Raw genomic sequence first — 26422 nt, forward strand, 5'->3', positions numbered from 1 at the left:
CCAAGGGTAAGACAATGACAAAATCGGTAGTGTTAGCGTCGGCATCACCAAGACGCACCGCGTTGCTCAAGCAAATGAACATAGCTCATACTATACAACCCGCCGATATTGACGAATCGCCGCGCCTGAACGAAACGCCACTGTCGCTGGTCTCACGGCTTGCTGCTGAAAAAGGCCTGGCGGTGAAAGCGAAGTTGGCGTCAAAGCAAACGTTGACTGACGATACGGTCATTTTAGCCAGCGATACCCTTATTGCTTTTAACGGTCAAAGCGTAGGTAAGCCAGAAAACAAAGCCGACGCTAAACGCATTCTCACGATGCTTTCTGGTAACACTCACGAAGTGCTAACAGCTATCAGTGTTTTGAATAACACTCGTCAGCAAACCCAAGTCATTACAACGTCTGTAACTTTTGCAGCATTGACGAATGAGCAAATTACCGCATACTGGGAAACTGGAGAACCTGCCGATAAAGCAGGAAGTTACGCTATTCAAGGTATTGGCGGTGAATTTGTGGTCTCAATTAATGGCAGTGCAAGCGCCGTAATCGGTTTGCCTCTTTACGAAACCCGTCAATTACTCAACGAATTTGGAGTTGTGTCGTGAGTGCTGAACTGCTTATTAACGTTACCCCGTCAGAGTCGCGAGTAGCGCTTATTGAAAACGGAATACTGCAAGAAATACACGTTGAACGTCATACAAAACGCGGTCTTGTGGGTAATATTTATCGCGGTAAAGTAAGCCGGGTACTGCCTGGTATGCAGGCTGCGTTCGTTGATATTGGCCTTGAAAAAGCAGCATTTTTGCATGCCTCAGATATTGTTATTCACAATGAAATTGCTGAAGAAGTCTCGGCAAGCCATATTCAAAAGCAAGACATCCGCGAGTTGGTGCGAGATGGCCAAGACATCGTCGTTCAAGTGGTAAAAGACCCTATCGGCACCAAGGGCGCGCGTTTAACCACAGATATCACCATACCCAGTCGTTACCTCGTATTTATGCCGTCGGTCACTCACGTTGGCGTATCGCAGCGCATTGAAGAAGAAGTGGAACGAGAGCGTTTAAAGTCGCTGGTACAAGAGTTTTGCGATGAAAACGGAGGCTTTATCCTACGTACTGCTGCAGAAGGTGTAGGTAAAAATGAACTCCAGTCTGACGCGGCGTTTTTACGAAGGTTGTGGGACAAAATACAGTCTCGTATGAAAAAGCGTAAGTCGAACGTGCTTTATGAAGATTTACCGCTTGCGCGACGGGTGTTGCGAGACTTTGTTGGTACTGAGCTAGACAGAATTCGCATTGACTCGAAATTATCATTTAATGAGCTTCACCAGTTCACCAAAGAGTACGTGCCAGAGATGAATGGCAAACTAGAGTACTACACCGGTGATCGACCTATCTTCGATTTGTACGATGTTGAAAACGAAGCGCAACGGGCATTAGAGCGTCGCGTTGATTTAAAATCTGGCGGCTACTTGATTATCGATCAGACCGAAGCCATGACCACGATAGATATCAATACGGGGGCCTTTGTTGGGCACCGTAATTTAGAAGAAACGATTTTTAATACCAATACTGAAGCAACGCAAGCCATTGCGCGTCAGCTAAGATTACGCAACTTAGGCGGCATGATCCTTATCGACTTTATCGATATGATTGAACCAGACCACAAACGGCGTGTCTTACATTCGTTAGAGGTGGCGACGAACAAGGATAGAGCCAAAATTAATATTCACGGTTTCACTGCGTTGGGGCTTATTGAGATGACCCGCAAGCGCACCCGTGAAAGCATAGAGCATATACTGTGCGGCGAATGTCCGGTGTGTAAAGGCCGGGGCACAGTTAAAACCATTGAAACCATTTGCTTTGAAATAATGCGTGAAATCGTTCGCGTGAACCGCGCATACGATGCGGATAAGTTTGTGGTTTACGCCTCACCAAAAGTGGCAGAAGCCCTAATGGGTGAAGAGTCTCATATGCTGGCAGAACTAGAAGTATTTGTATCTAAACAAATTAAGGTACAAACAGAAACATTGTACAACCAGGATAAGTACGACGTCGTCATGATGTAATGCATTAACGTATACAAAGGCAAAATGTGACAAATTTTTCGTCGGTAGCCGCTTATCTACTTAAGAAGTTTTGGCTGCTACTTGCCGTATTGCTTGTACTTTTCGCGCTAGTATTAAGCGCTGCACGCTATGCTCTGCCGCATATTGAGCACAACAAACATTTGTTGGAAGACTATATTAATGAGCAGTATGGCGTAAACCTATCAATAAAAAGCGTGCATGCGGTTTGGCAGCGCAGCGGCCCTAGCATTGTGCTAAATTCGGTATCGCTCGCCAAAGATGAAGCTTCACCTGTTGCCTTAGACATTCGACAAATTTACGTTGAATTAGATTTCTGGCAATCACTGCGCGATCAGCTTATTTCTTCTACCCGTTTTGAATTGCGGGGCCTTCGCCTAGATATCGATGCCGATCGCCTTTCCGGCGGTGGCAAAAATAACTTCCCTGTGGTTAACGCGTTAGAGCGCTTGTTCTTAGAGCAATTACAAAGCTTTTCGTTAGAAGATGGGGCGGTGTCAATTACACATCTTAACGAGACCAATTCTTTCGACATTGAAAGCTTATCCTGGAATAACCGTAAACAGCGACATCAAGGTTTAGGCCGGCTTAAAGTTGCTGATTTAGCGGCAAACTCAGCCTCTTTCATTATTGATATTAACGGCACCCGTGAAGACTTTGACGGCGTCTTTTATGCCAAAGCTGAAGAACTCGACATTTCGCCTTGGGTTAGCGACCTGATAAAGACCAAGCGTCCACTGGCTCAAAGTCGTGCTAATTTTGAGGTGTGGGCAAATTTTGCCAACAATGAAATTACCAGCGTGCAGGCTGAGCTTAATGACAGCTTGTTAGAGTGGGGCGATGGGCGTGCAAAAACGATAACCGGCATCAGTAGCGGTAGCTTACAAGCACTGCCTAATAAGAAGAGCAAGCGTGGCGGTTGGAACGTTAGGGTAGATCAGCTTGTACTGAACTCAGGTAACGAGACAATGACGACCGACCTTATTGGTAGTATCAGTGCAAATGGCGACGCGCTCATCAATACGGTTAAGCCTGTTCAGATCAATCCCTTTTTATTGCTATTGCCACTTTTCATGGATGACACCGGTGAAGACGAAATACGCGGGCTGAACCCGAAGGGAGAGCTCGCCACATTGCAACTTCAATGGCGCAGTGGTACCCCCTCTCTCGCGGCCAAAATAGTTGATTTGCAGTGGGATAAAACAAATAAAGTACCGGGGTTATCTTCTCTCGATGTTGACCTATTCTGGTATAAGAATAACGGGGCTATTTACTTACAAAGCACTGATAGCGTATTAAGCGCGAGTGGGGTTATCAAAAAAGACCTCAAGATTAACGCGCTAACCTCGCAATTTTATATTTATCCCGAAACGGCAGAAGAGCCCAACAAGCAGTGGGTCGTCAAAGGGGACAATATGCTCCTCGATAGTGATGCCGTTACCCTTAAGCCGCAGTTTAAACTTAATACAGCGACGGGATTTATGTCGCTTTATATAGATATAAGCCCGATAGCGTTAAATACAGTGAGCGACCTTTTCCCTGCTGGCGTTATGGGGGCAAACACAGATAAATACCTAACCCGGGCGTTTACTGGTAAAGGCGACATCGAAAATGCTCGCGTGCTGTGGCATGGACGTACCCGAGATTTTCCGTTTGAAGACAACTCAGGAATTTTCCAAGCCTATGTGGATATCAAAGATGGCGACTTTCTTTTCGCACCAGATTGGCCTGCACTGAATGATTTAGACCTTTCGCTATATTTCGTAAACAATGCACTGGTAATGGAAAGTCCTAGCGCCACCTTAGCGGATATGAAAATAAGCAATATGTCGGCGGCCATTCCAAGCTTTAAGCCAGGTGCTCGTTTAGCGATTTATGCGACAGGCGAGGGAACGGGAGACGCATTAACCGACTTAATGATGAACTCCTCGTTGCAAAAGTCCTTAGGTAATGTGCTTAACAATGAAGTGCAAATTAGTGGCCCACTCTCGGCAGATATTAAGCTAGATATTCCATTTAAAGGCAAGGACGTGGTGGCATCGGGTACTGCGCATTTGTCGAATAACCCCGTCTATATCGCTAGCACCAAAATGCTTTTCGACAACGCATCAGGCGATGTGACCTTTACCAACGGGAATATCGACGCCAATGCGCTACAAGCACGGTTTCTCAAGCAGCCTGTAGCGCTCTCCTTAAGTGGAAGGCAAGGGGACACTTACGACCTTCATGTTGAATTAGGGGGCCGCTGGCACGTGCACCCCCTTGCAAACTACGTGAATACAGACCTCACTGATTATATTGATGGGGAAAGTGACTGGAAAACCGTTGTTGATCTTACGCTGTCTAATAGCAGTTTTTCCTACACCGCCAATTTGAAAGCTGACCTAACGGCAACACAAAGTGTGTTACCTGCTCCATTTGATACGCCTGCAGGCACCAGCCTCCCTTTATCTATTGTCAGTGAAGGTAACGGTAAAGCGTCAAACATCGAAGCGAGACTAGGAGAGCGCATTCGTTTTGACGGTGTTCTGCCGCATAAAGAAATGCAATTCTCCCGCGCACATTTAGCGTTAGGCGAGAGCGACATTGCCAACATAGGGACTGGGTTTAGCATTAGCGCAAATTTAGCTGAAGCCGATGTACAAGAGTGGTTTAGCACGATTAATATGCTGCTTTCTGGCAAAGGTAAAGCGGATAAGCAAAAATCGAACGCTGAACTTACGAGGGTTGATACTGCGCAAAAAGATGAGAAACAGGTTAATTTGTTTGGCACCCCATCACGCATTTTCGCCAAAGCTGAAAAACTCAATTTTGCGGGCCACAGTATTAAAGATGCTGAGCTTAATGCCACAGAGCGCGATAGAGATTGGATTTTAAATTTAACCTCGCCACAGGCGCGCGCTACCGTTCGTATTAACAGCGATTTAGAACAACAAGGTATCGAGATAAATGCCGATTATTTATCGCTAGAAAAACCGAGTGAAAACATTGCCACCTCCACGACCGCAGATACCTCACAGACTCCGCCGGTTGTTGCCAACAATCAGGCCGTTTCAGACGATGAATCGCCGTATGATATTGACCCCAACACGTTGCCGCCTATTTATTTTTACTGCCAAAGCTGCGGTATACACGGTATAGATTTTGGGGAGATTACGCTAGATATTGCGAAGGAAGATAACGGCTTAGCCATTCGCCAGCTTTTAGTGAGGTCGGATGATACTAACATTACCGCAAGCGGTTACTGGAAGCATGTTGGTCGGGATATACAAAGTGCGATAAAAGGCTCGCTAACGTCGCCTGATGTAGGCCAAATGCTTAAAGAGTATGGTGTAGAGTCTGGCATAAAAGACTCGAGCGCAGAGGTTAAGTTTGATATTAGCTGGCCTAACGCGCCAATGGATTTCGGGTTTGAAGCGTTAAACGGTGACGTAGAATGGTCGCTGTCAGATGGTTATTTGACCGAGCTTAGTGATCAGGGCTCACGTATCTTTACACTCTTTAGCCTTAACTCGCTGGTCAGAAAGTTAAGCCTCGATTTTAGAGATGTCTTTGCTAAAGGCTTCTTTTACGATGATATGGGCGGAACCCTTAAGGTTGTAAACGGGAAAGCCTATACCGATGATACTGAAATTGACGGTGGGGCCGGTGAAATTGAAATAACGGGCTTTACCGACCTCAATACCGGCGGCCTAAATTATAACGTGTCATTTGCGCCAAACGTGACGGGTAATCTGCCCTTTTTAGTTTATTTCTTGGCAACGCCACCTACAGCACTGGCAGCCCTTGCTATTGATCAGGTATTAACGTCGGCGAAAGTCATCTCAAATGTGAACTATCGCGTGACAGGCACCATAAAAGATCCTAAGTTCGATGAGGTTGAACGCAATAGCAAAGACATCAGTTTGCCTGCACAAAATGCGCCTGCACCTGCCAATCCCCAAGACAGGCCATTAACGGAAGATGATGTACGCAGGCTTAAAATGGAGGTGATCGATGGTTAACTTAGTTGCACTACAAATGACATCCACGCCACATGTGGAAGAAAACCTGAATATTGTCGAAAAAGAAATGGCAACAGCGGATATCGAGAGAGATAGCCTGGTCGTGTTACCGGAGTGCTTTGCCTGTTTCGGCGGCAAAGAAAAAGGTCAATTAGCGGTAGCTGAAGTAAAAGGCGATGGGATAATACAGCAACGTTTATCGGCGCTTGCTAAGCAGCATCAATGTTACATTGTGTCAGGGACGTTTCCGGTAAAAACACAAAACCCTGATAAATTTTCTGCTGCTTGTATGTTATTTGGTCCGAATGGCGAGCTTTTGGCTGATTACCGTAAAATTCATATGTTCGACGTATCGGTAAACGACAATACAGGCAGCTATAAAGAATCTGCTACCACAGAAGCAGGTAATGAGGTAGTCACTGTTCGAACGCCAATTGGCAACATTGGGCTTGCGGTGTGCTATGATGTACGCTTTCCAGGGTTGTTTTCTGCAATGGGCGAAATTGATATTTTGGTACTGCCCGCGGCTTTTACCCAACGCACCGGCGAGGCTCATTGGCACGCTTTACTTAAAGCCAGAGCCATTGAAAAGCAGTGCTATGTGGTAGCCCCCAACCAGAGCGGCGTACACCAAAATGGCCGCGAAACTTACGGACACAGTATTATCTTGTCGCCGTGGGGCGATACGCTTGGGGAACGTAAAACCGAAACAGGGTTTGTGTCGGCTAGCGTAGATATTGCAGAAAGAGAAACCATTAAACAGAATATGCCGGTTGCCGAACATAACCGATTCAGGAGTCATTTTGTCTAAATCTGTTGAGCGTCATTTATTATCTGACTCAGGCCTAGATATTACTAAGCTAGAGCGCGCGCTAGCGACCATTCACCGCCACGATACCGACTATGCCGATTTGTATTTTCAGTCGAGCCAGCACGAAAGTTGGGTGCTAGAAGACGGCATTATCAAAGAAGGTAGCTACAACATTGAGCGCGGTGTAGGCGTTCGCGCCATTAGCGGCGAAAAAACGGGGTTCGCTTATTCTGATGAAATAAGCGAAGAAGCGTTAACTAAAGCGTGCAAAGCAGCCCGAGGTATCGCACCAAGCGGTGGTACGCAGCAGGTTGCAGCGCTGGGCCATAAGCCCGTTGAGGCCCGTTACAGCGAAAATAACCCCATTCTTGCTATGCAAGATGCGGAAAAGATTGGCTTACTAAAAGCGGTAGACGCTTACATTCGCAAGCAAGAGCCTTCTGCCAATCAGGTAGTGGTAAGCTTAAGCGGTGTATATGAAGAGATTTTAGTTGCTGGTAGTGATGGCACGTTAGCGACCGATATTCGCCCTCTGGTGCGCTTAAACTGCTCAGTATTGTTAGAGCAAGGTGATAGACGCGAGCGCGGTTCAGCCGGCGCTGGCGGCCGTTATGCCTATTCGTTCTTTAAACAGGACGAAAATGGTAAACCTTACTTTGAACAACTAGCCGATGACGCGCTTCACATGGCGCGTGTTAACATGCAGTCTGTGGCATCGCCTGCAGGCGCTATGCCTGTGGTATTAGGAAACGGTTGGCCTGGTGTATTGCTACACGAAGCCGTCGGTCACGGCCTTGAAGGTGACTTCAACCGTAAAGGTGCGTCAACGTTTAGTGGGCGTATTGGCGAGCGAGTAGCAGCCAAAGGCGTAACTGTGGTAGATGATGGTACATTAAACGACCGTCGTGGCTCGTTATCAGTAGATGATGAAGGTACGCCAACGGCTCATAACGTGCTAATTGAAGACGGTATTCTTAAAGGCTACATGCAAGATAAGCACAATGCGAAACTAATGGGTGTTGCACCCACCGGTAACGGTCGTCGTGAATCTTACGCCCACTTGCCTATGCCCCGTATGACGAATACCTACATGCTGGAAGGCCAACATGATCCGCAGGAAATTATTGCCTCTATCGACAAAGGGATTTACGCGCCGAACTTTGCTGGCGGGCAGGTGGATATTACTTCGGGCAAATTTGTATTCTCTAGCGCTGAAGCTTACCTTATTGAAAACGGTAAAATTACCGCGCCAGTGAAAGGGGCCACCTTAATTGGTAACGGCCCAGAGGTTATGCAAAAAATCTCAATGATCGGCAACGACACAGCCTTAGATAAGGGCGTTGGTGTGTGCGGTAAAGACGGTCAAAGCGTACCTGTAGGCGTTGGCCAGCCCACGCTTAAAATTGACGAGTTGACCGTGGGCGGCACAGCCTAAGATTTCTTTCCCGGCGAACTCAATTCGCGATCTATATTCAAAAATAAAAAGGTTGGGCAATTGCACCAACCTTTTTTGTATCTGGGCTCAGACGCTTAATCACTCTTCGTGAATAACGTCTTTCAAATACTGAAACAACTCTCTGAACGCTTTAGGCGGCGCATTCTTTTCACGCTCTTTTTTAATTTGGCGGTGAAATTGGCGTAGCTTTTGTCTATCTAGCTCAGGATATTGTTCGATGAGCTTCTGTATTGCCGGGTCGCCTTGCTCGATTACCGCTTCGCGGGCTTTTTCTAACGCATGGAAAGCCGCGTTAGCAGCCTGATGCTGGTGCGTTAACTTCGCTAGCGCTTCTTCTATGTCAGTCGTATCGCGATTACGCAGTGCCTTACCAATAAACTGAAGCTGGCGGCGGTAACCGTCTTTCTTCTTATTTACCTTACGGGCAATAGCAACTGCATCGGCCAGCTCTTCATCCATAGGGATAGTGGCAATGTTTGCATCAGTTAAGTTAACCAAGGTTTCACCTAGCTTGTGAAGCTCTTTCGCTTGGCGTTTTAGCTCAGTTTTACTGACAAACTCTTCCTCTTCGAACTCATCTGCTTGCGCATCTTCGAAGTAAGGATCTTCAGGAGAATTGTATTTCTGATCACTCATTTCAAACTCATTAGTGTTACACTTTAGCTAAATTGTAACTATCACAGTCGAATTAAGACAGCGAAACTTACTATGCAAATTGAGCAGCAGTTAGCCGACATTCAAAATGTCGTAGATGATGTACTAAAATTAGCCGTTTCAAAAGGCGCTACGCAAGCCGAAGCCAGCATGTCAAAAGTGCAAGGCATTGCCGTATCTTCACGTATGCAAGAAGTTGAAAACGTTGAGTTTACCAACGACGGTGGCCTAGGTATTAGCGTATATGTAGGCAAGCGAAAAGGCAGTGCTTCTACTGCTGATCTAAGCAAAGCAGCGTTAACATTAGCGGTAGAAAAAGCCGTAGATATTGCACGTTACACCAGTGAAGATCCTTGTACTGGTTTGGCCGATGCTGACCTGATTGCTACTGAATTCCCAGATTTAGACCTGTATCACCCCGAAGAATTAGATACTGAAAAAGCCATTAAAACTACCATTGAGGCTGAAAAAGCAGCAATGGATTACGACTCTCGCATTACCAATTCAGATGGCGCGTCGTATAATGCAAATTTAGGTATGCGCGTTTATGGCAATACCCATGGTATAAACGCAGGTTACCCTAGCAGCCGCTATTCTTTAAGCTGTATGGTCATTGGCGCACAAGATGACGACATGCAGCGCGATTATGCCTACACCGTAAGCCGCAAGTCTTCACTGCTTCAATCGGCAGCCTCGGTAGGTATCGATGCCGCAAAAGCCACGGTAGACCGCTTAGGCGCCCGTAAAATTAACACAGCAAATGTACCTGTGCTTTTACATCGGGATATCGCATCTAGTTTGTTTGGTCATTATGTAGGTGCCATTAGTGGGGGTAGCTTGTACCGTCGTTCAAGCTTCTTACTCGATAGCTTGGGTAAACAGGTATTTCCCGAATGGTTGAATATTGAAGAGCGCCCGCTTATTAAAGGCGGCTTAGCTAGTTCAAGCTTCGATAACGAAGGCGTGGCGTGTGCTGACATGACGATTGTCGACGCAGGGCAGTTGGCTACATACCTTTACACCACTTATTCGTCGCGCAAACTTAATACCCGCTCCAATGGTCATGCCGGTGGTATTCACAACTGGCTAGTAGGTGATACGGGGCATAGCGACGCTGACCTTCTTAAAGAAATGGGCACAGGGCTATTTGTGACCGAGCTTATGGGGCAGGGCGTTAATGGTGTGACCGGTGACTACTCACGCGGCGCTGCGGGCTACTGGGTTGAAAATGGTATCATTCAGTACCCTGTACATGAGGTAACCATTGCCGGTAACCTTAAAGACATGTTTAAAGGCATTGTCGCGATTGGTGCTGAAAAGGATGTACGCGGCAGCGTACAGACGGGCTCAGTGCTAATTGACCAAATGAAAATAGCGGGTAGTTAGAACTAGCTCGTTTTTCTAAATACAGGTTTTATCTATAACGCAAAGAAGGTTGTAGATAAAACCGCTGAAATATAAGCTATCACGTGTTGTTACAACGAAACGCAGAAGGCGACAGCCCTGTCGACTTTTTAAAGCGTTTTGAAAACGTAAATACGTTGGCATAACCCACGTAATTGGCAATATATGAAACGGGCCACTGCGTACTTAGCAATAAACTTTTGGCGCGTAACATTCGCAAATGAATAACGTGCTGTTTCGGGCTCCGTCCAAAGGCTTGTAAACAAAGTCTGTGAAGGTGGGGCGCGGAATAGTGCGCCTTTTCGCTTAAGCTTTTCATATCCCAATCAAACTGCAGTTGCTTGTCTACAGCAGAAAATAAGCTATTAAGCCTGTTGATTTGACGTCTTTCTTTTTCATCATTGGGGTGTGTGTGCCCTATATACACATCAATAATTCGACAAAGGTAGCTTGAAACTATCGTTGTTGCGGCCCGCCGGTTTTCACTATCGTGCTCTAAATATAACAGCTCCATAGCGTGGTGCAGGCCCTCTAATGCCGCATTATCTACAACAACTGCGCAATCTTTCTCGAATGCTTTCCAGCGCTCCGTGTCGGCTAGGTTTACCCAAATGATGTCCCACTTTGCGCTAACAATACTCACTTCAAAGCTTTGATTGGCCGGCAAGACGATAAGCTGCCCTTCGTGCAAAGCGAACTCGCCCGATGGCGTTCGAAATTTGCCCTCCCCATTTATACTGTAAAACAAGGTGTGATTGGGCGGGGAAATACGTCCTACGGTATAATTACCTGATAAGTTAGAGCATCCAGCAAGCTCTATTTCTATATCGCTGATCTCTGGCGCATTACTGCTATCAATAAAGCGTTCAAAGCAGCGCGGGCCAATATCTACTATGTCTCTAAAGGGAAGTTGCATAAACGTTAAATAATAGCTTTGGATAAATAGATGAAAGATTAGAGCATAAAGTAAAAGGGAAAACTTCGCTATATTCCAACTATTGATAATAGAAAGGATACGAAATGAAAACCGTTGCGCAGATAGTGGCTCAAAACGATTGGCAAAACCCCGTGGTATTTCAGAGAAACCGAGTAGGCGGCCACAGCCCACATCACGGTTATAAAACGTTAGAAGATGCCCTACATAACGCCAATGCGCAAAAGTACCTTTTAAATGGAGAATGGGACTTTTGTTTGTTCGACGCGCCTGAACAGGTGCCCGAAAGCCTGCTGGCCGCTACATTAAGTGCCGAAGAGCGGGCAAAATGGCAATCCATTGTTGTGCCCTCAAACTGGCAACTAAAGGGCTACGATAAACCTATTTACTGCAACGTTAAGTATCCTTTCCCGGTAAACCCACCGATAGTACCCAGTGAAAACCCTACCGGATGCTACCGAACCACGTTTAGCGTAACCAGCGCGCAGTTATCTCAACGCAACCACATTGTATTTGAGGGGGTGAACAGCGCCTTCCACTTATGGTGTAACGGTGAGTATGTTGGCTATTCGCAAGATAGTCGTTTACCGGCAGAATTCGACATATCCAATTTGTTGGTCGAGGGCGAGAACCGCTTAGCGGCCATGGTCATCAGGTGGTCTGACGGCAGCTACTTAGAAGATCAAGACATGTGGTGGCTAAGCGGTATTTTCCGTGATGTAAGCTTAATTACAAAGCCACGTCAGCACATTCAAGATGTGTTTGTTACGCCCACGCTAGATGCTTGTTATCGCGACGCTACTGTGTCTGTTCGAACGTCAATTAAAGCGCAGTTACGCTGCAAAGTAGGTATTCAGCTTTTCGATGGTGACACGACTGTTACCGAACAAATCGTTACGGGCACCAACAATAAGCGTGTCGACGAGAAAGGCGGGTGGGACGATGTCGTCTTTCAAACCCTAGAAGTTAAAGAGCCAAAACACTGGACAGCAGAAACCCCTTACCTTTATCGCATTGTTGTATCGCTGATTGATGATAGCGGTAATGTGATAGACCGTGAAGCCTACAACGTGGGTTTCCGAAATGTTGAAATGAAAAATGGGCAGCTTCTTGTTAACGGCAAGGCTGTGCTTATTCGCGGTGTAAATCGTCACGAACACCATCAAGTAAAAGGCCATGCCATCAACGAAGATGATATGCTTGAAGATATTAAACTATTAAAGCAGAACAACTTCAATGCGGTGCGCACTGCGCATTATCCTAATCACCCTCGCTGGTATGAACTTTGTGATGAATACGGGCTTTATGTGGTTGATGAAGCCAATATCGAAACCCACGGTATGTTTCCAATGGGGCGGCTGTCCCGCGACCCGCTATGGGCTGGCGCTTACATGGCGCGTTTTACCCAAATGGTAGAACGCGATAAAAACCACCCCAGTATTATCATCTGGTCGTTAGGCAATGAATGTGGTCATGGCCCTACGCATGATGCCATGTATGGCTGGGCAAAATCTTTCGACCCGTCTCGGCCTGTTCAATATGAAGGTGGCGGTGCCGACACTACGGCTACCGATATCATAGCGCCTATGTATGCACGTGTAGATACTGACGTAGAAGACGACGCTGTGCCTAAATGGGCAATAAAAAAATGGCTGTCGCTACCTGGTGAAAACCGGCCCGTTATTTTATGCGAATACGCCCATGCTATGGGGAATAGTTTGGGGAGTTTTGATGAGTATTGGAAAGCCTTCAAAGACTATCCACGTCTTCAAGGCGGCTTTATTTGGGACTGGGTTGACCAAGGGCTGACGAAACACACTGATAGCGGCGACGCGTTCTGGGCTTACGGCGGTGACTTTGGCGATACCGACAACGACAGACAGTTTTGTATCAACGGGCTGTTATTCCCTGACAGAACCCCACACCCGCATTTATTTGAAGCGAAATATTGTCAGCAACACCTAAGCTTTTCGTTAACGGAAGAGACTGACAAGTGGCAGCTTAGCGTAAAGAGTGACTACCTGTTTAGACATACCGATAATGAGCTGCTTCGCTGGCAGGTGTTAGAGAATGGTAAACCCATCATAGAAGGGGAGTGCCCCATTTATGTTGCACCACAGCAAGCCCAAACCGTTAGTATCGCGCCCGAAATCAATTTTAAAGCCGGCGCACTCTATCACCTAAATATCGACGTTGTATTAGCTAACGACTGTGCATGGGCGAAGGCAGGCCATGTTATCGATACCGCGCAGCTTGCGCTAGCTAACAAAAGCGGGCTAATTCCTTTTGTCTCAACCGCTAACGTCGCAAATGAAAATGCTGAGTCTGGAGTGACGGTCAAGGCAGAAAACACCACCTTATTAGTCAGTGTGAAAAATAACGTATTTAGTTTTAATAGCGAAAGTGGGCTTTTAACCTCGTGGCTACATGAAGATAGCGAGATGCTCAGCGCACCGCTAGAAGATAACTTTTTTAGAGCCCCGCTTGATAACGATATTGGTGTAAGTGAAGTTGATAACCCCGACCCAAATGCATGGGAGTCGCGCTGGCGCCGTGCTGGTATTGGAAAGTGGGACCGCATCTGCACCAGTGTAGACGTAGAGCAGAGTACCTTTGATGTGCGCATAACGTCGTTATTTGAGTATCATTATAACGACAAGCTCATTGCCGCAACCAAGTGGGTTTACACCATTAACCACCAGGCAGCGTTAACCGTAGAGGTAGAAGTGTTATTGGATGATAGTTTACCGCCCATGCCTCGAATTGGTTTGCAAGCCGCGGTACCGGCGCCCCGTAGCAACGAGCAAGAGCGAATGCGCGTTACATGGCAAGGGCTAGGGCCTTTCGAAAATTACCCAGACAGGAAAGCGGCAGCGCGTTTTGGTGAGCACTCGTTGTCGATAGCCGATTTGCAAACACACTATATATTTCCTACTGACAACGGTTTGCGTAGTGACTGTAAACAATTAAATATTAGTGGGCTAAGAGTGAACGGGCAGTTTTGCTTTAGTGTAAGCGAGTACGGCCAAGTGCAGCTAGATACTGCAAAGCATACTAGCGACCTCATGCCGCAAGACTGTGTGTTTGTGTATATTGATCATGCACATATGGGCGTAGGCGGCGACGACTCGTGGAGCCCTAGCACGCATAAAGCCTTCTTGATAGAAGAGAAGTGTTACCGTTATTCGGTGACATTCTGTGCGAAGGTATGATGCACGTTTAGGAAGCGTAATGAGCCTGTTGAGCGGTATTACTCAACAGGTAATGAAGTTGAGCTCAATTTAGCCATTGACGAAATGCATACCCACAAAAAAGCCGCTACATTGTTGTAGCGGCTTTTTTAATTCTTGAACCGGCTCTCAAAGAGGGCTAGCGCCTTTTAATATGTGATGGTTAACCATCAACCTGACCGCAGAAGCGGTAGCCTTCACCGTGAATGGTTACGATCAACTCTTCATCTGTCGGGTCTGATTCGAAGTGTTTACGAATACGGCGAATGGTTACGTCTACCGTACGGTCGTTAGGACGAAGCTCACGACCTGTCATTTCCATGATGAGCTGTTCACGAGTAAGGATTTTACCTGGATTGCTAAGGAACAGGTGTAGTGCGCGGAATTCACTACGCGGTAAGCGGAACTCTTTACCGTTAGGTGAAATCAAAGAACGGCTGTCACCATCAAGCGTCCAACCGTTAAAGTTTACACGGCTTGGTAAATCGTCGTCTTCTGAAGAGTTGGTTGTGCGAGACAGTAAGTTGCGCGCGCGAATAGTTAATTCACGTGGGTTGAACGGCTTTGTCAGGTAATCGTCTGCGCCGATTTCAAGACCTAAGATACGGTCAACATCGTTATCTCTGCCCGTTAGGAAGATAAGGCCAACATTTTTACGGTCGCGAACTTCACGCGCTAGAATCAAGCCGTTCTTTCCAGGTAGGTTAATATCCATGATAACCAAATTGATAGCGTGATTCTCGAAGAAATCATGCATTTGATCGCCGTTTTCGGCTTCAAATACATTATACCCTTCCGCTTCAAACAAACTCTTAAGCGTGGTACGGGTTACCACTTCATCTTCAACAATTAACACATTTGGCGTCTGCATGGTGTTCTACACTCTTTCTAAAATACGATTTAAGCAACTAACTGGTTAAAGTTTAATATTCATGCACTTGATTGCAAGCAACTTGTGAATATTCTTACTGTTTAGGTATTGGGGTTAGCCAATAAAAATCAAGAAAAGTTCATACTTTATACAACTATTCTGAGGTTTTCGCATTAACAACGGGGAATATTATTACAAATTCCACGCCATCACCTTCTTCGCCGGTAATTGATATTGAACCGTTGAGGGCTTGCGTTACCAAGTTGTATACCAAGTGCATCCCCAATCCCGAACCACCTTGCCCACGCTTTGTTGTCACGAAGGGGTCGAATATTCGCTTGCGAATTTCAGGGGGAATGCCTTTACCATTATCGGTATAAACAAGCTTGAGCTTATTGTTACTCACCAACTCGACACGAATATCAATCGTGCCTTTTTCCATAGATTCAAACCCATGAATAACTGAATTCATAATCAGGTTAATCAAGATTTGGTTTATTGGGCCAGCCTTCGTTTCAACGCTAAGGGTAGGGTCGCAATTTACGTTGATGTTGTGTTTTAATTTTTTGAGTCGAGGCTGCAATGACAGTAGTATCTCATTAACTAGCTGTACAACGCAAAAACTTCGGCTAGTTTCTGACGTTTGATCGACTGCAACTTGCTTAAAACTGCTAATAAGCTCGGCAGCTCTGTTCAAATTGCGATAAATGATGTTTAAGTTTTCATTACTCTCATCTAAAAAACGCTTCATTGCGCTCGCTTTTAGCGTTTTATTTTCAAAATCTTTTTGAATAACGGCTAATCTGTCTAACATCATGGTCGACGCAGTGACGCCTAAACCGATGGGGGTGTTTACCTCATGAGCGACCCCCGCCACCATATCACCAAGTGACGCCATTTTTTCATTTTGTACAATTTGGCGCTGGAACTGGTGAAGCTTTTCTAGCGTTTGGATTAACTCTTGATTAGCGTCCTTTAAGGCAGTGGTACGATGGCTAACCATATCTTCAAGGCTAGCATTAAGCTTGCGATGCTGTTCTTCGGCTTCCCGTTGCTTTTGCATATACTCCTGCATGCGATACAGCATGACATTAACGGCGTCAGCAAGAATATCTAGTTCTTTGATTGTCGAGCCGCTGGCTCGCGCGGAATAATCTCGTTGCCGAGAAGTACGCTGTAAGAAATTCGCTATATTTTCCACAGGCCCGGTAACAATGCGCTGCATTCGCACCGCCGAATAAAAACTAATGGCCAATAGCGCGAGTGCTACCGCCAAATTAAGCCAAATAGACTTTCCAACAAGCTGATTAAAGTTGTCAGACGATACCCTTAAATAAACCCAGCCTAATGAGATGTTGGTTTCTGTGTCGAACACCTTGGTGCTTAGCTCTAGGTACTTACCGTTATCAGCCAGTTGAGGCGCCATAAAAAGTGCTGACAACTGGTTTTCTTTGCCACCCAGTAATAACTGGCCTTCTTTATTATATGAAGCAAAAATTTGAGGCGCTAACGACTTGTTTTGCGCCTTATAAACATGAGCGTTTAGCACGTGTTCGGCCGCAGTAAGGTTGCTTAAGGCTGCTTCAATACGTTCCGGTGTCTCGTCGTAAAGGTATGTCGCTGCGCTTCTGGCGACAAGTTTCGCAAGCATGAGCGCATTAGATTCAAGTTCGTGACGGTAGGTTTTAATTTGTGTGTAAACGGCAAGGCTAGACAGCACCGCAAGGGAGAAAGTGGTAATTGACATTACCACCCAAAGAAAAAGGCTTTTTATCGAAAGCTTGACGGCTTTATCTGTCATATCCGTTTTGGCGTTAGGTCCATCCGCGTCGTCCATACATCAATAGTGGCGCAAAATTGTGCAAAAAGAAAGAAGCCCATAAACAATAATTAATATAGGCTGAGACCGCTAGTGCTGTGTTGATGCATAGAGTTGCTGATAGTCTTTTGCGGCGGCTTCCCAAGTAAACCGTGTGCGCATTCCCCGTTGCTGCATTTCTCTGAATTTCCCTGCATCTTCATAAAATGCCAGCAAAGCACGGCGAATGCAGGATAGCAGGGCATGTGGTGTAGGGTCGTCAAACACAAAGCCGGTGCCATTGTCGCTGTTACTGTAGTCAATAACCGTGTCTTTTAGGCCACCCACAGAACGAACGATAGGTATTGTACCGTACGCTAAGCTGTACATTTGATTAAGCCCACAAGGTTCAAATTGAGAAGGCATAAGGAAGAAGTCTGCACCCGCTTCAACTAAATGTGCATGCTCTGAACTAAAGCCGTTAATAAATGCAAATTGGTCGGGGTGTTGCTGTGCAAATTCCCCAAGATCCATACACACTTTTGGGTCGCCCGTCCCCACAATGACCATTTGAATATTGTGTTTAATTAAATCATCCAATATAGGTAGGATATAGGCAAAGCCCTTTTGTTCTGTCAGGCGGCAAACCATACCTAATAGCGGTACTGCCGCTTTTGGCGGTAAACCACACTTTTCCTGCAATACCCGTTTACACGATGTCTTAGGGTGGAGGTTATCGACACTGTAGTTCTCAGGTAAGAATGTGTCAGTCTCTGGGTTCCACTGGGTGTAATCACACCCGTTAAGAATACCGCTTAAATCAGCTTGGCGATTAACTAGGCGCTCGTGAAGGCCGTGGCTGCCTAAGTCGGTGAGTAACTCTCTGGCATAGTTAGGGCTAACGGTGGTCACCTTACTGGCAAATTCAATACCGCTTTGCAGCATGTTGATATAGCCACCGTGTACTTGCGCTAAAATATGAGGGTGGTGGCGAAGGAAAGGGATAGTTTCCAGCTTATGAACCCCTTGGAATGCGGCATTGTGAATGGTGAAGACGGTTTTAGTCTCTTTAAAGAAACCAGATTGTTCATAGGTGAGCAAAAATGGCAGCATCGCGGTGTGCCAGTCGTGACAGTGAATCACATCTGCTCGTGTATCAATGGCTTTTAACGTTTGAAGTACAGCGCCGCTGAAGAAACTAAAGCGTTCACCATTGTCTTCATACCCCTCAAAGGCATTGGCATAAAGCCCCTCGCGCATAAAATGAACAGGCGAGTCGATAAAATAAACAGGGATGCCGTGCCATAGCATATGGCGGATATCAAAGTGGTAAACTTGGCCTTCGGTAAATAAGGTTTGCTGTTCAGTTACCGTAGGTAAGTTGAGCTGGTCAGCAAGTACTTGATAATAGGGCATGACAATAGTGACGTCGTCACCAAGCGCGTTAAGCGCTAGTGGGAGCGCCTTTCCAACATCTGCCAGACCGCCGGTTTTTACCAATTCTTCAACTTCTGAAATAGCAAATACAATGTTCACAGGTGATCTCCAGAGCGAAAAGTGCTTCATGCTTTTTATGCGTATAAGCCGAGCACTTGTCATACAACTAATAAGTACGGAAAAAGCGCTAAGGGCCATTGTGTGGTAAATACAATGGCCGCACGCAACAGGTAGAAAACTAACCTAGCACAAGCTTAATGCTTTTTTAATTACAAAGTCGCTTGGTAAACGGAAAATTGAGACGTTTGTGCTGTGGTGTATACCGTTTGAAAATGCTCAGATAATAAGCCAGGGTAAGGCAAAAAGCGGTTGGCGACCATTTGCATGGTACCCCCACGGGTTAAACGTGCTTTCGCATCTGAAATGAAACGTTTAGTCACCGTGTAGTCAGTTTTAATACCCGTGTGAAATGGAGGGTTGGTAACGATGTGCTGTACCTTGTTAGTCATGCCGTGCAGTCCATCGGCAGCATACAAGGTCGCTGCCAGCTGGTTTTCCGCCAAAGTCAGTGCGCTACAGTAAATAGCAAGGGCGCTGACATCGGTCAAATGCAGCTTCAAGTGTGGGTATTTAAGCATGATATAGCTCGCTATAACCCCGGCACCGCAGGCAAAGTCGAGTACGTCGCCGCTGAGCGACGTAGAGAGCTTTTCTAATAAAAGCTCCGTACCTGCATCTAGTTCTTTATAACTGAATACACCCGGCATAGAAGCCACTTTCCAAGACGTACCTTCAACGGCATACGTATTGGTATCAATCCATGCTTCGGCTTCAAAGGCAAGATGAGGCGCTTCAACAATAACGGTAATCAGGCTGCAATGGCGCGCAGAATCTACCTTTTGCGTTGCGCCATATTGCTGCATTAATTTGGCGGCGCTTTTAATGCCGCCTTTGTTTTCACCAACAACGTGAATACGGCCATTTTGACCAACCATGCTGGCGGCCATTCTTAACAGCATCTGAAAATGGGTTTTTGCTTTAGGTAAAGAAATCATCACATCAGTGTGTGACTTTTCTAGCGCCACAAATGGCGTAAATATATGGGTGTGGTTGCCTACCTTTTGGGAAACCTCGAAACCTTTACTGGTAATATCTCTACTATCGAAGGACGCTGAAGGTATTACCCTTACACACTCAGCAAAAATATCAAAATACTGGTGAATAACCGTAACTTCCTGAGATTTTAAGCCGTCTAGAAAATAGGCATCAGACGGGTTAATAAAAGCCCATTGTCCTTCGTCGAATAGCGCAATATTACGCTCTAGTAATTGGCTTTGAGGAGATAGAATCATTATTTAGTACGCTCGTAAATCAAATCCCATACGCCATGGCCAAGTTTTTGACCACGAGTTTCAAACTTGGTGATAGGGCGGTAGTCTGGGCGAGGTACATAGTCACTATCGGTCGCTGTATTGGTGTAGCCTTCAGCATTATTCATTACCTCGGCCATATGCTCAGCATATTGTTCCCAGTCTGTTGCCATGTGGAAACAACCGCCTACAGCGAGTTTCGTGCGTACTAATTCAACGAATTCAGGCTGTACAATACGGCGCTTATGATGGCGCTTTTTGTGCCATGGATCGGGGAAAAATAACTGCAGGCGAGACAGAGAGCCGTCAGGGATCATATTTTTAAGTACTTCAACCGCGTCATGCTCCATCACACGTAAGTTCTCAACGCCTTGTTCGCTTGCATCAGCTAAGCACGCACCAACGCCCGGTCTATGTACTTCAATGCCGATAAAGTCTTTTTCTGGGGCGTTCGCGGCCATTTCAACCAACGATTTACCCATGCCAAAGCCAATTTCAACCACTACAGGTGCGCTGCGACCAAACACATCTGGCAAGGACAGAGTAGACTCTGAATAGTCGATGCCTTTTGTCGGCCAATAGTCTGCCAACGCTTTCTCTTGTGCTTTGGTAAGCCTACCTTCGCGTTTCACGAAGCTTTTCACTTTGCTTACGTATACTCCAGCGGCTTCTGCTTCCGCCTGACTTTTGAATTGCCTCATTTGCAATGCCTTTCTAACCCAATTTTCTGGTGGCGCATTATCCACTTACCCGCAGGTTATGCAACGCTATCGTGGTAAAAATGCTGTATTTTTATACGCCAATTTGTTTTGCAATAATAGACGCTACCGCATCGGTTTGCTCTAACACCATCATATGACCGGCATTTTCTATGACTTGAAAGTTTGCCTTAGGCAGTTGCGCTTTAAGTTGCGCTATTGCTGCGGCAGGTGCAATCGCGTCCTGTTGAGCAGCAATAAGTGTTGTCGGCGCGTTGATCTTAGCCAGCGCTTTAACGGTACTTTCTCGGGGCGTAGTCGCAAGGGTGTGATTAAGTAAGGTCGTTTTACCTAGATCTTGGGCCATCGATTTTACAACACCAGCAACCTTGTCATCGTTAAGGCGTGAAGGGTGAATAAAACGGGATAAATAGGCATCGTTATCGGGTTTGAAATTCCCTTGCTTAAGCATGGAAGTAAGCTGTTTTCGCTTGGCGATTTCCTCTTTTGACAAGCCTTCAGGGTTATAGCCAATCAGGGTTACCGATGCGATATTATGTGGGTTGCGCTGTGCCACCAGCGAGGCAATAAACCCGCCCATGGAGTAGCCCACTAGATGCACTTTTTCGTTATCTAGAATACGGTCTTCGCTTAATGCCAGCATCTCTTCTTGTGACGACGCCCATTGAAGGGGCACGTAGCGGCGTTGCGCTATATTTAACTGTCGCCATAGCGATAAAAAAATACGTTCATCGCAAAGTGTACCGGGAAAAAACAAAACAGGGTGCTGCACAGACACGTGTGCTCCTTAACAATAAAATGGCTAGTTACATGCTACCATAGCGCGCTTTTTTATGAACGGTTGTACGCACAAAACAAATGTACGTCGTTACACAACGGGCAGACGATATCCACTACCAAACATAGACGATTATGACAGAACAACAATACACAGGCAGCTTTGCAGAACGAGTGCTTGCATGGTTTGACAAACACGGGCGAAAGCATCTGCCTTGGCAGCAAGAGGTCACGCCGTACAAGGTATGGGTGTCGGAAATTATGCTCCAGCAAACCCAGGTCACCACGGTAATTCCTTACTTTGAACGTTTTATGGCGTCATTCCCCACCGTACATGACTTAGCGAAAGCATCCCAAGACGATGTGCTTCACCATTGGACAGGCCTTGGCTACTACGCACGAGCAAGAAACTTGCACAAAGCAGCGAATAGGTTGGTGGATGAATACAACGGTGAGTTCCCCTTTAGCCTAGAAGAAGTCATAGACTTACCAGGGATAGGGCGCTCAACCGCAGGGGCCATATTGTCGCTATCTCGCAATATGCGCTTTGCTATTTTAGATGGCAATGTGAAGCGTGTGCTGGCGCGTTACTATGCGATAAGCGGGTGGCCGGGGCAGAAAAAAGTGGAAAACCAACTTTGGGAGGTGGCCGAGAAAAACACGCCTACCAACCCAGAAGGTGGACGTTGCGCCAACTACACCCAAGTGATGATGGATTTGGGCGCGATAATCTGTACGCGAAGCAAGCCCAAGTGTGATGAGTGCCCGCTTCAAGCCGACTGCATTGCCTACGCTCAAGGCGCACAAACCGACTACCCGGGTAAAAAACCTAAAAAGGCATTGCCAGAGAAAGCGACCTTTATGATGGTAGCGCAGTTTAATAGCCAAGTGTACTTAGAACAGCGCCCATCAACGGGGCTATGGGGCGGTTTATACGGGTTTATCGAAGTGTCTTCAATAGAAGAAGGTATTGAGCAGTTTAAAAAACGAGGCGTAAATGTTGAAGAAACTAAAACACTTGAAACGTTTCGCCATACCTTCAGTCACTTTCATTTAGATATCACCCCGGTAGTGGCCGTGGTAAACTCTCCACCAACAAAACGCGTAGCCGATACGGCATTTCGTTGGTTTTCGTTGGGTGAGCCTATTGAAGTGGGTTTAGCAGCGCCGACTACCAAAATTATTAAGCAGTTAATAGGCTAAGCTATTCGTAGCTGCCTATATGAACAGCTAAGCAGAAAGTGAAAGGAAAGAACATGGCAAGAACCGTATTTTGTCGTAAGCTTCAAAAAGAAGCCGATGGCTTAGATTTTCAACTGTACCCAGGCGAGCTGGGTAAGCGTATTTTTGACAATATCTCAAAAGAAGCATGGGGCGAGTGGCAAAAGAAACAAACCATGTTAATCAACGAGCACAAACTAAATATGATGGAACCGAATGCCCGTGCATTTTTGGAAGAAAAAATGTCGGCGTACTTGTTCGACGACGTTGAGCCTACAATTGAAGGCTATGTTCCGCCTGAAAAATAAGCAAAAAAGCGCTTTTTGAGCAAACAATGTGCAAACAGTAATAAAAGCGCAAAAAAAGCGAGAAAAACGGTTGACTTGTGAAGGCGAAAACCGTTTAATACGCACCCACAGCAGGACAGGCAGCAAACGCCTAGAACGCTAACAAGTTTCAGCCTCGATAGCTCAGTTGGTAGAGCAGCGGATTGAAAAGTGCAAGCACTTCCAATCAGATTTACCAGAAAAGCTTTTGGAGCAATAGTTTTAAAGTTAGTAAGCACTTCGATAAAGCTTGCAAAGTTTTGCAAAGTTTTTTATAAAGCTTACATAGCACAGTTTAAGTGCCTCGATAGCTCAGTTGGTAGAGCAGCGGATTGAAAAGTGCAAGCACTTCCAATCAGATTTACCAGAAAAGCTTTTGGAGCAATAGTTTTAAAGTTAGTAAGCACTTCGATAAAGCTTGCAAAGTTTTGCAAAGTTTTTTATAAAGCTTACATAGCACAGTTTAAGTGCCTCGATAGCTCAGTTGGTAGAGCAGCGGATTGAAAATCCGCGTGTCCCTGGTTCGATCCCGGGTCGAGGCACCACTTATAATGAAGCCCTGATCATAAATGATCGGGGCTTTTTTATTTTCAGTAATGTAATATTAGTGGGTCGTAGTGGAACTCAAATCGGAGTAGCTATGACTCTATACCACCTATGGGCAGCATTCCTGTTGTTGCTTATATTATCTACCATGCATTCCCTATAGTTGTCTTATAACATCTCTATATTTTACCCAATTCAATTTCCATGATATTCGAGCACCTCAATGGCTCGTAATAGAGCAGTTGTCTTTAACTATTACATTGGTAAACTCATTTGAGAAAATTGTTAAACTGGGAAGTTTATAAAAATGAAGATAGAAGTTTCTGGCGGTATAAGCATACCCTATAAACAAGATGACGAAACAAAAAAATGGGTTAGCACTATCGGACACTCTTGGGATGTTACAAATAGCTATGTTGTTGACTTTGCGAAGGAAGCTGAGCAAAAAATTCGCAAGCGCTCAAAAAATCACGCTAAAATTTCTTTTCCACCTAAGCCAAAATCACTAGCTAGTAGCTTTCACAATCATTTAATTAGTGAAGGCAAAATAAGCTTCTTTGATTTTGTCAAAAGTATGCAAACAGAGAACAGTATTGCGCTAAAGACATCGCGAGTTCAGAGTAAAGTTGTTCAGATCTTTCTCAAATACAAGAAGGAGAGAGAAGATAGTACAGAAGACAACACATCGTATGTTGAAAATCTTTTAGTTGTGTTGTTAAAAGATAAGTCAGCACTTCGTTTTAACGATGATGGAGCTCCGAGAGGCACAAATATAATTGATTTCGAAGATGTAATGCAAGGAGCCATAATTAACATAGGTGAATTCGTTGAATCTATTTCAGAAAAAAAAGATATAGACGTTTCATTCATTAACGGAAGTGGCGGCACAACTAATTACTTTGTTGATTTTTTTGATGCAGATAATTTGATTAAGAACAATGAGAGCGTTACTAACGTAATTGATGCTTTAAATAAATTTTTAGAGCATAAAAAATTAGATAGAACACAGCGTGAAGAATGTATAAGTAAAGTTGTTGGAAGAATTGACTATAATGAAAGGCAAAGTTTCGCAACTAAAGTTCATGAGCTGAGCGCTGTGATTTATTCTACGCTTCGAAAAGAAGAAAATATTGAAATATCTTCATCATCATTCGAAGATTTTATACATGAATATAACTATAAAGTTAATGAAGAATTTAAAGTGACAAAGAGTGATAGGGACAAACTTGTCTTTATTTCTTTGGATACTGAAGTTGGTGAGTTAAAACTTAAAAAGTCCCTATTTAAAGGAGTGGGTAGGAAAGGGAATGTTGATTTTAATAGCAACAATAATGAGCTAACTGTAAAAACGAAAATAAAAGACCCTGCTATTATAGAAGAACTTAAGAAGTTACAAGATGACTAAAATATCTGCAAATTTAAAGCAGTTTTTTTGTGAGGGAAAGTTGTTTGTAAACGGAGATTTTTTGACATCAAAGGAATTGGAGGAAGAAAAATTTAAGCAACTCTTTTCTCCAATTAACCATCAAAGTTACCATTTTGATGTTAATAGTAATGTTGGGACAGTCTCTGTTGAAGAGCTAGATTTTATTTATGAAGATTTTCATGATTTATTAGAATCAGCACTATCATACAATGAAGGAGCTTACCCGGATGAAGTAATAATCTTAAGTGCTGGAAACTCTTTCGTGAAAGTTGATGATTTTATGAAGAATATTAATGGTTGGTTCGAATTTTTTCGAATGACTGCTGATCATTTTTTTTCGAATGACCGAGAAGAGAGAAGTTTTTCCTATGTATTCATAGATCATAGATCTAATAAATCTTCTACAGTCGTTACTTTTAATCCTGCTGATATTTGCTCATCAGTAATAGAAGGTCTTGTAGATTCTATTACTGACCCATCGAAGTTGTTAAAGTCATTAAATAAGAATGATGCACATAAAGGTGAGAAGCTTTCGACTATGAGGGTTTCTATTATCGATATGGTGAAAAATAATGGTTTATGTTTTGTTGATTTTTTAGAGTTTGGAGAAGAGCTTTTAAATAAGTTTCACATCAATTATGAAACTTATTTAAAAAGTTTTTCGTTTGAAGACTTTGTTAAAGATTTGGAAGAGGATGTAGGTGATTTTATAAACAAAGTGGAAGAGCAGATTCAAGGTTTTTACATGCAAGCATTAGCTGTCCCTGGGGCTGTAATACTCGCTTCAGCTCTGCGAGGTGCCGAAAAAAGTGTCAGTCTGGCATTAATTTTTAGTGCCTCATTAGCTCTTTTGTTAGTTTTCAGATCCTTAATAAGTAAGAAGAAGTTTATAAAACGTATAGCGGAAAATACCCAGACGAAGCTGCAACTATATAAAAGTCGTACAGCCGATATTAATAACAATTTCGCAAAGAGCATTATTTCAGAGAAAATTGAAGCTGCAATGACTTCAGTAACTGAAACGGAGAAGGATAGTATCAAAGATATTAGAAATCTAAGGGATATAATTATTTCGGTCATAGCAATGTACTTAATATGTGCAACTGTATTTTGGAAGTTTTGAACAGGGCGCATGAAAAATGGCGTGAATGTTATAAGTTATCGTTTAAATTGTTAGATGTGCGTCTCTTCCTCTGTACTAGTTCTGGCTTTTAATTACTTTAAAAACTGACAGCTTCTGCCCAGATTGTAGAAAATTGCCTTCCCATATCCGGTATATGTCCTTTGCTTTTTCGATATAAAAAACAAATAGGTTTTTGAACACACCCGCCTGAAAGTCAAAGTCGAGGTTT

19 protein-coding genes and 1 tRNA gene are annotated in these 26422 nt (G+C 44.8%); 12 read left to right on the forward strand and 8 right to left on the reverse strand.

The annotated features are described in order from the left end of the window. Window positions 1-14: 14 nt before the first annotated feature. Genes MADE_RS01285 through tldD form a run of 5 tightly spaced genes read left to right on the forward strand, consistent with a single transcriptional unit; the run spans window position 15 to window position 8336 of the window. Window positions 15-605, forward strand: coding sequence for a Maf family protein (locus MADE_RS01285; protein ID WP_012516785.1), 591 nt, complete (start codon window positions 15-17; stop codon window positions 603-605). Beyond that, a complete protein-coding gene (gene rng, locus MADE_RS01290) occupies window positions 602-2068 on the forward strand; it encodes a ribonuclease G (protein WP_012516786.1) in 1467 nt (488 codons plus the stop codon). Before MADE_RS01285 ends, rng begins: the two co-directional genes overlap by 4 nt. Before the next feature lie 26 nt (window positions 2069-2094). Beyond that, window positions 2095-6090 (forward strand): YhdP family protein, encoded by a 3996-nt coding sequence (locus tag MADE_RS01295; RefSeq protein WP_012516787.1) that lies wholly within the window; start codon window positions 2095-2097, stop codon window positions 6088-6090. After that, complete coding sequence (locus tag MADE_RS01300; protein WP_012516788.1) at window positions 6083-6901, forward strand: carbon-nitrogen hydrolase family protein; 819 nt, start codon at window positions 6083-6085, stop codon at window positions 6899-6901. The genes MADE_RS01295 and MADE_RS01300 overlap by 8 nt, the downstream gene beginning before the upstream one ends. Continuing rightward, the gene (tldD, locus tag MADE_RS01305; protein WP_012516789.1) at window positions 6894-8336 is read left to right on the forward strand and encodes a metalloprotease TldD; all 1443 of its coding nucleotides are present in this window, start codon (window positions 6894-6896) and stop codon (window positions 8334-8336) included. Before MADE_RS01300 ends, tldD begins: the two co-directional genes overlap by 8 nt. A gap of 99 nt (window positions 8337-8435) precedes the next feature. Here the strand turns inward: tldD and yjgA are convergent, their stop codons facing one another. Continuing rightward, entirely contained in the window at window positions 8436-8993 is a 558-nt protein-coding gene (gene yjgA / locus MADE_RS01310) for a ribosome biogenesis factor YjgA (RefSeq protein WP_012516790.1), read from the reverse strand. A gap of 72 nt (window positions 8994-9065) precedes the next feature. Between yjgA and pmbA the strand changes: the two genes are divergently transcribed. After that, window positions 9066-10397 (forward strand): metalloprotease PmbA, encoded by a 1332-nt coding sequence (gene pmbA, locus MADE_RS01315; RefSeq protein WP_012516791.1) that lies wholly within the window; start codon window positions 9066-9068, stop codon window positions 10395-10397. A 79-nt stretch (window positions 10398-10476) separates the two neighbouring features. Here the strand turns inward: pmbA and MADE_RS01320 are convergent, their stop codons facing one another. Continuing rightward, window positions 10477-11331: an AraC family transcriptional regulator gene (locus tag MADE_RS01320; protein ID WP_012516792.1), complete on the reverse strand. Its 855-nt coding sequence runs from the start codon at window positions 11329-11331 to the stop codon at window positions 10477-10479. Window positions 11332-11435: 104 nt separating this feature from the next. Here MADE_RS01320 and MADE_RS01325 point away from each other — a divergent pair, with 104 nt between their 5' ends. Further along, entirely contained in the window at window positions 11436-14561 is a 3126-nt protein-coding gene (locus tag MADE_RS01325) for a beta-galactosidase (RefSeq protein WP_012516793.1), read from the forward strand. A gap of 181 nt (window positions 14562-14742) precedes the next feature. Here MADE_RS01325 and arcA read toward each other — a convergent pair whose 3' ends face one another. The 6 genes from arcA to MADE_RS01355 all read right to left on the reverse strand — a co-directional run bounded on the left by arcA (window position 14743) and on the right by MADE_RS01355 (window position 21552). Then, on the reverse strand, window positions 14743-15450 hold the full coding sequence (arcA, locus tag MADE_RS01330) for a two-component system response regulator ArcA (protein ID WP_012516794.1): 708 nt from the start codon (window positions 15448-15450) through the stop codon (window positions 14743-14745). 154 nt (window positions 15451-15604) lie between these two features. Continuing rightward, window positions 15605-17251 (reverse strand): sensor histidine kinase, encoded by a 1647-nt coding sequence (locus MADE_RS01335; protein ID WP_012516795.1) that lies wholly within the window; start codon window positions 17249-17251, stop codon window positions 15605-15607. Between the two features lie 108 nt (window positions 17252-17359). Then, on the reverse strand, window positions 17360-18784 hold the full coding sequence (glgA, locus tag MADE_RS01340) for a glycogen synthase GlgA (protein ID WP_012516796.1): 1425 nt from the start codon (window positions 18782-18784) through the stop codon (window positions 17360-17362). Between the two features lie 170 nt (window positions 18785-18954). After that, on the reverse strand, window positions 18955-20037 hold the full coding sequence (locus tag MADE_RS01345; protein ID WP_012516797.1) for a methyltransferase: 1083 nt from the start codon (window positions 20035-20037) through the stop codon (window positions 18955-18957). Further along, window positions 20037-20756 (reverse strand): tRNA (guanosine(46)-N7)-methyltransferase TrmB, encoded by a 720-nt coding sequence (gene trmB, locus MADE_RS01350; RefSeq protein ID WP_012516798.1) that lies wholly within the window; start codon window positions 20754-20756, stop codon window positions 20037-20039. Before trmB ends, MADE_RS01345 begins: the two co-directional genes overlap by 1 nt. Before the next feature lie 91 nt (window positions 20757-20847). Continuing rightward, window positions 20848-21552 (reverse strand): alpha/beta fold hydrolase, encoded by a 705-nt coding sequence (locus MADE_RS01355; RefSeq protein ID WP_012516799.1) that lies wholly within the window; start codon window positions 21550-21552, stop codon window positions 20848-20850. A gap of 134 nt (window positions 21553-21686) precedes the next feature. Between MADE_RS01355 and mutY the strand changes: the two genes are divergently transcribed. From mutY to MADE_RS01380, 5 genes are all read left to right on the forward strand, one after another. Beyond that, window positions 21687-22754: an A/G-specific adenine glycosylase gene (gene mutY, locus MADE_RS01360; protein ID WP_012516800.1), complete on the forward strand. Its 1068-nt coding sequence runs from the start codon at window positions 21687-21689 to the stop codon at window positions 22752-22754. Window positions 22755-22807: 53 nt separating this feature from the next. Further along, a complete protein-coding gene (locus tag MADE_RS01365) occupies window positions 22808-23080 on the forward strand; it encodes an oxidative damage protection protein (protein WP_012516801.1) in 273 nt (90 codons plus the stop codon). 487 nt (window positions 23081-23567) lie between these two features. Continuing rightward, a tRNA-Phe gene (locus tag MADE_RS01370) sits at window positions 23568-23643 on the forward strand. A gap of 308 nt (window positions 23644-23951) precedes the next feature. Further along, entirely contained in the window at window positions 23952-25049 is a 1098-nt protein-coding gene (locus tag MADE_RS01375) for a nucleoid-associated protein (RefSeq protein ID WP_012516802.1), read from the forward strand. Next, entirely contained in the window at window positions 25042-26193 is a 1152-nt protein-coding gene (locus tag MADE_RS01380) for a hypothetical protein (protein WP_012516803.1), read from the forward strand. The genes MADE_RS01375 and MADE_RS01380 overlap by 8 nt, the downstream gene beginning before the upstream one ends. The last annotated feature ends 229 nt before the right edge of the window (window positions 26194-26422 follow it).

This window comes from Alteromonas mediterranea DE, from assembly GCF_000020585.3.
In the GTDB taxonomy this organism is placed as follows: Bacteria; Pseudomonadota; Gammaproteobacteria; order Enterobacterales; family Alteromonadaceae; genus Alteromonas; species Alteromonas mediterranea.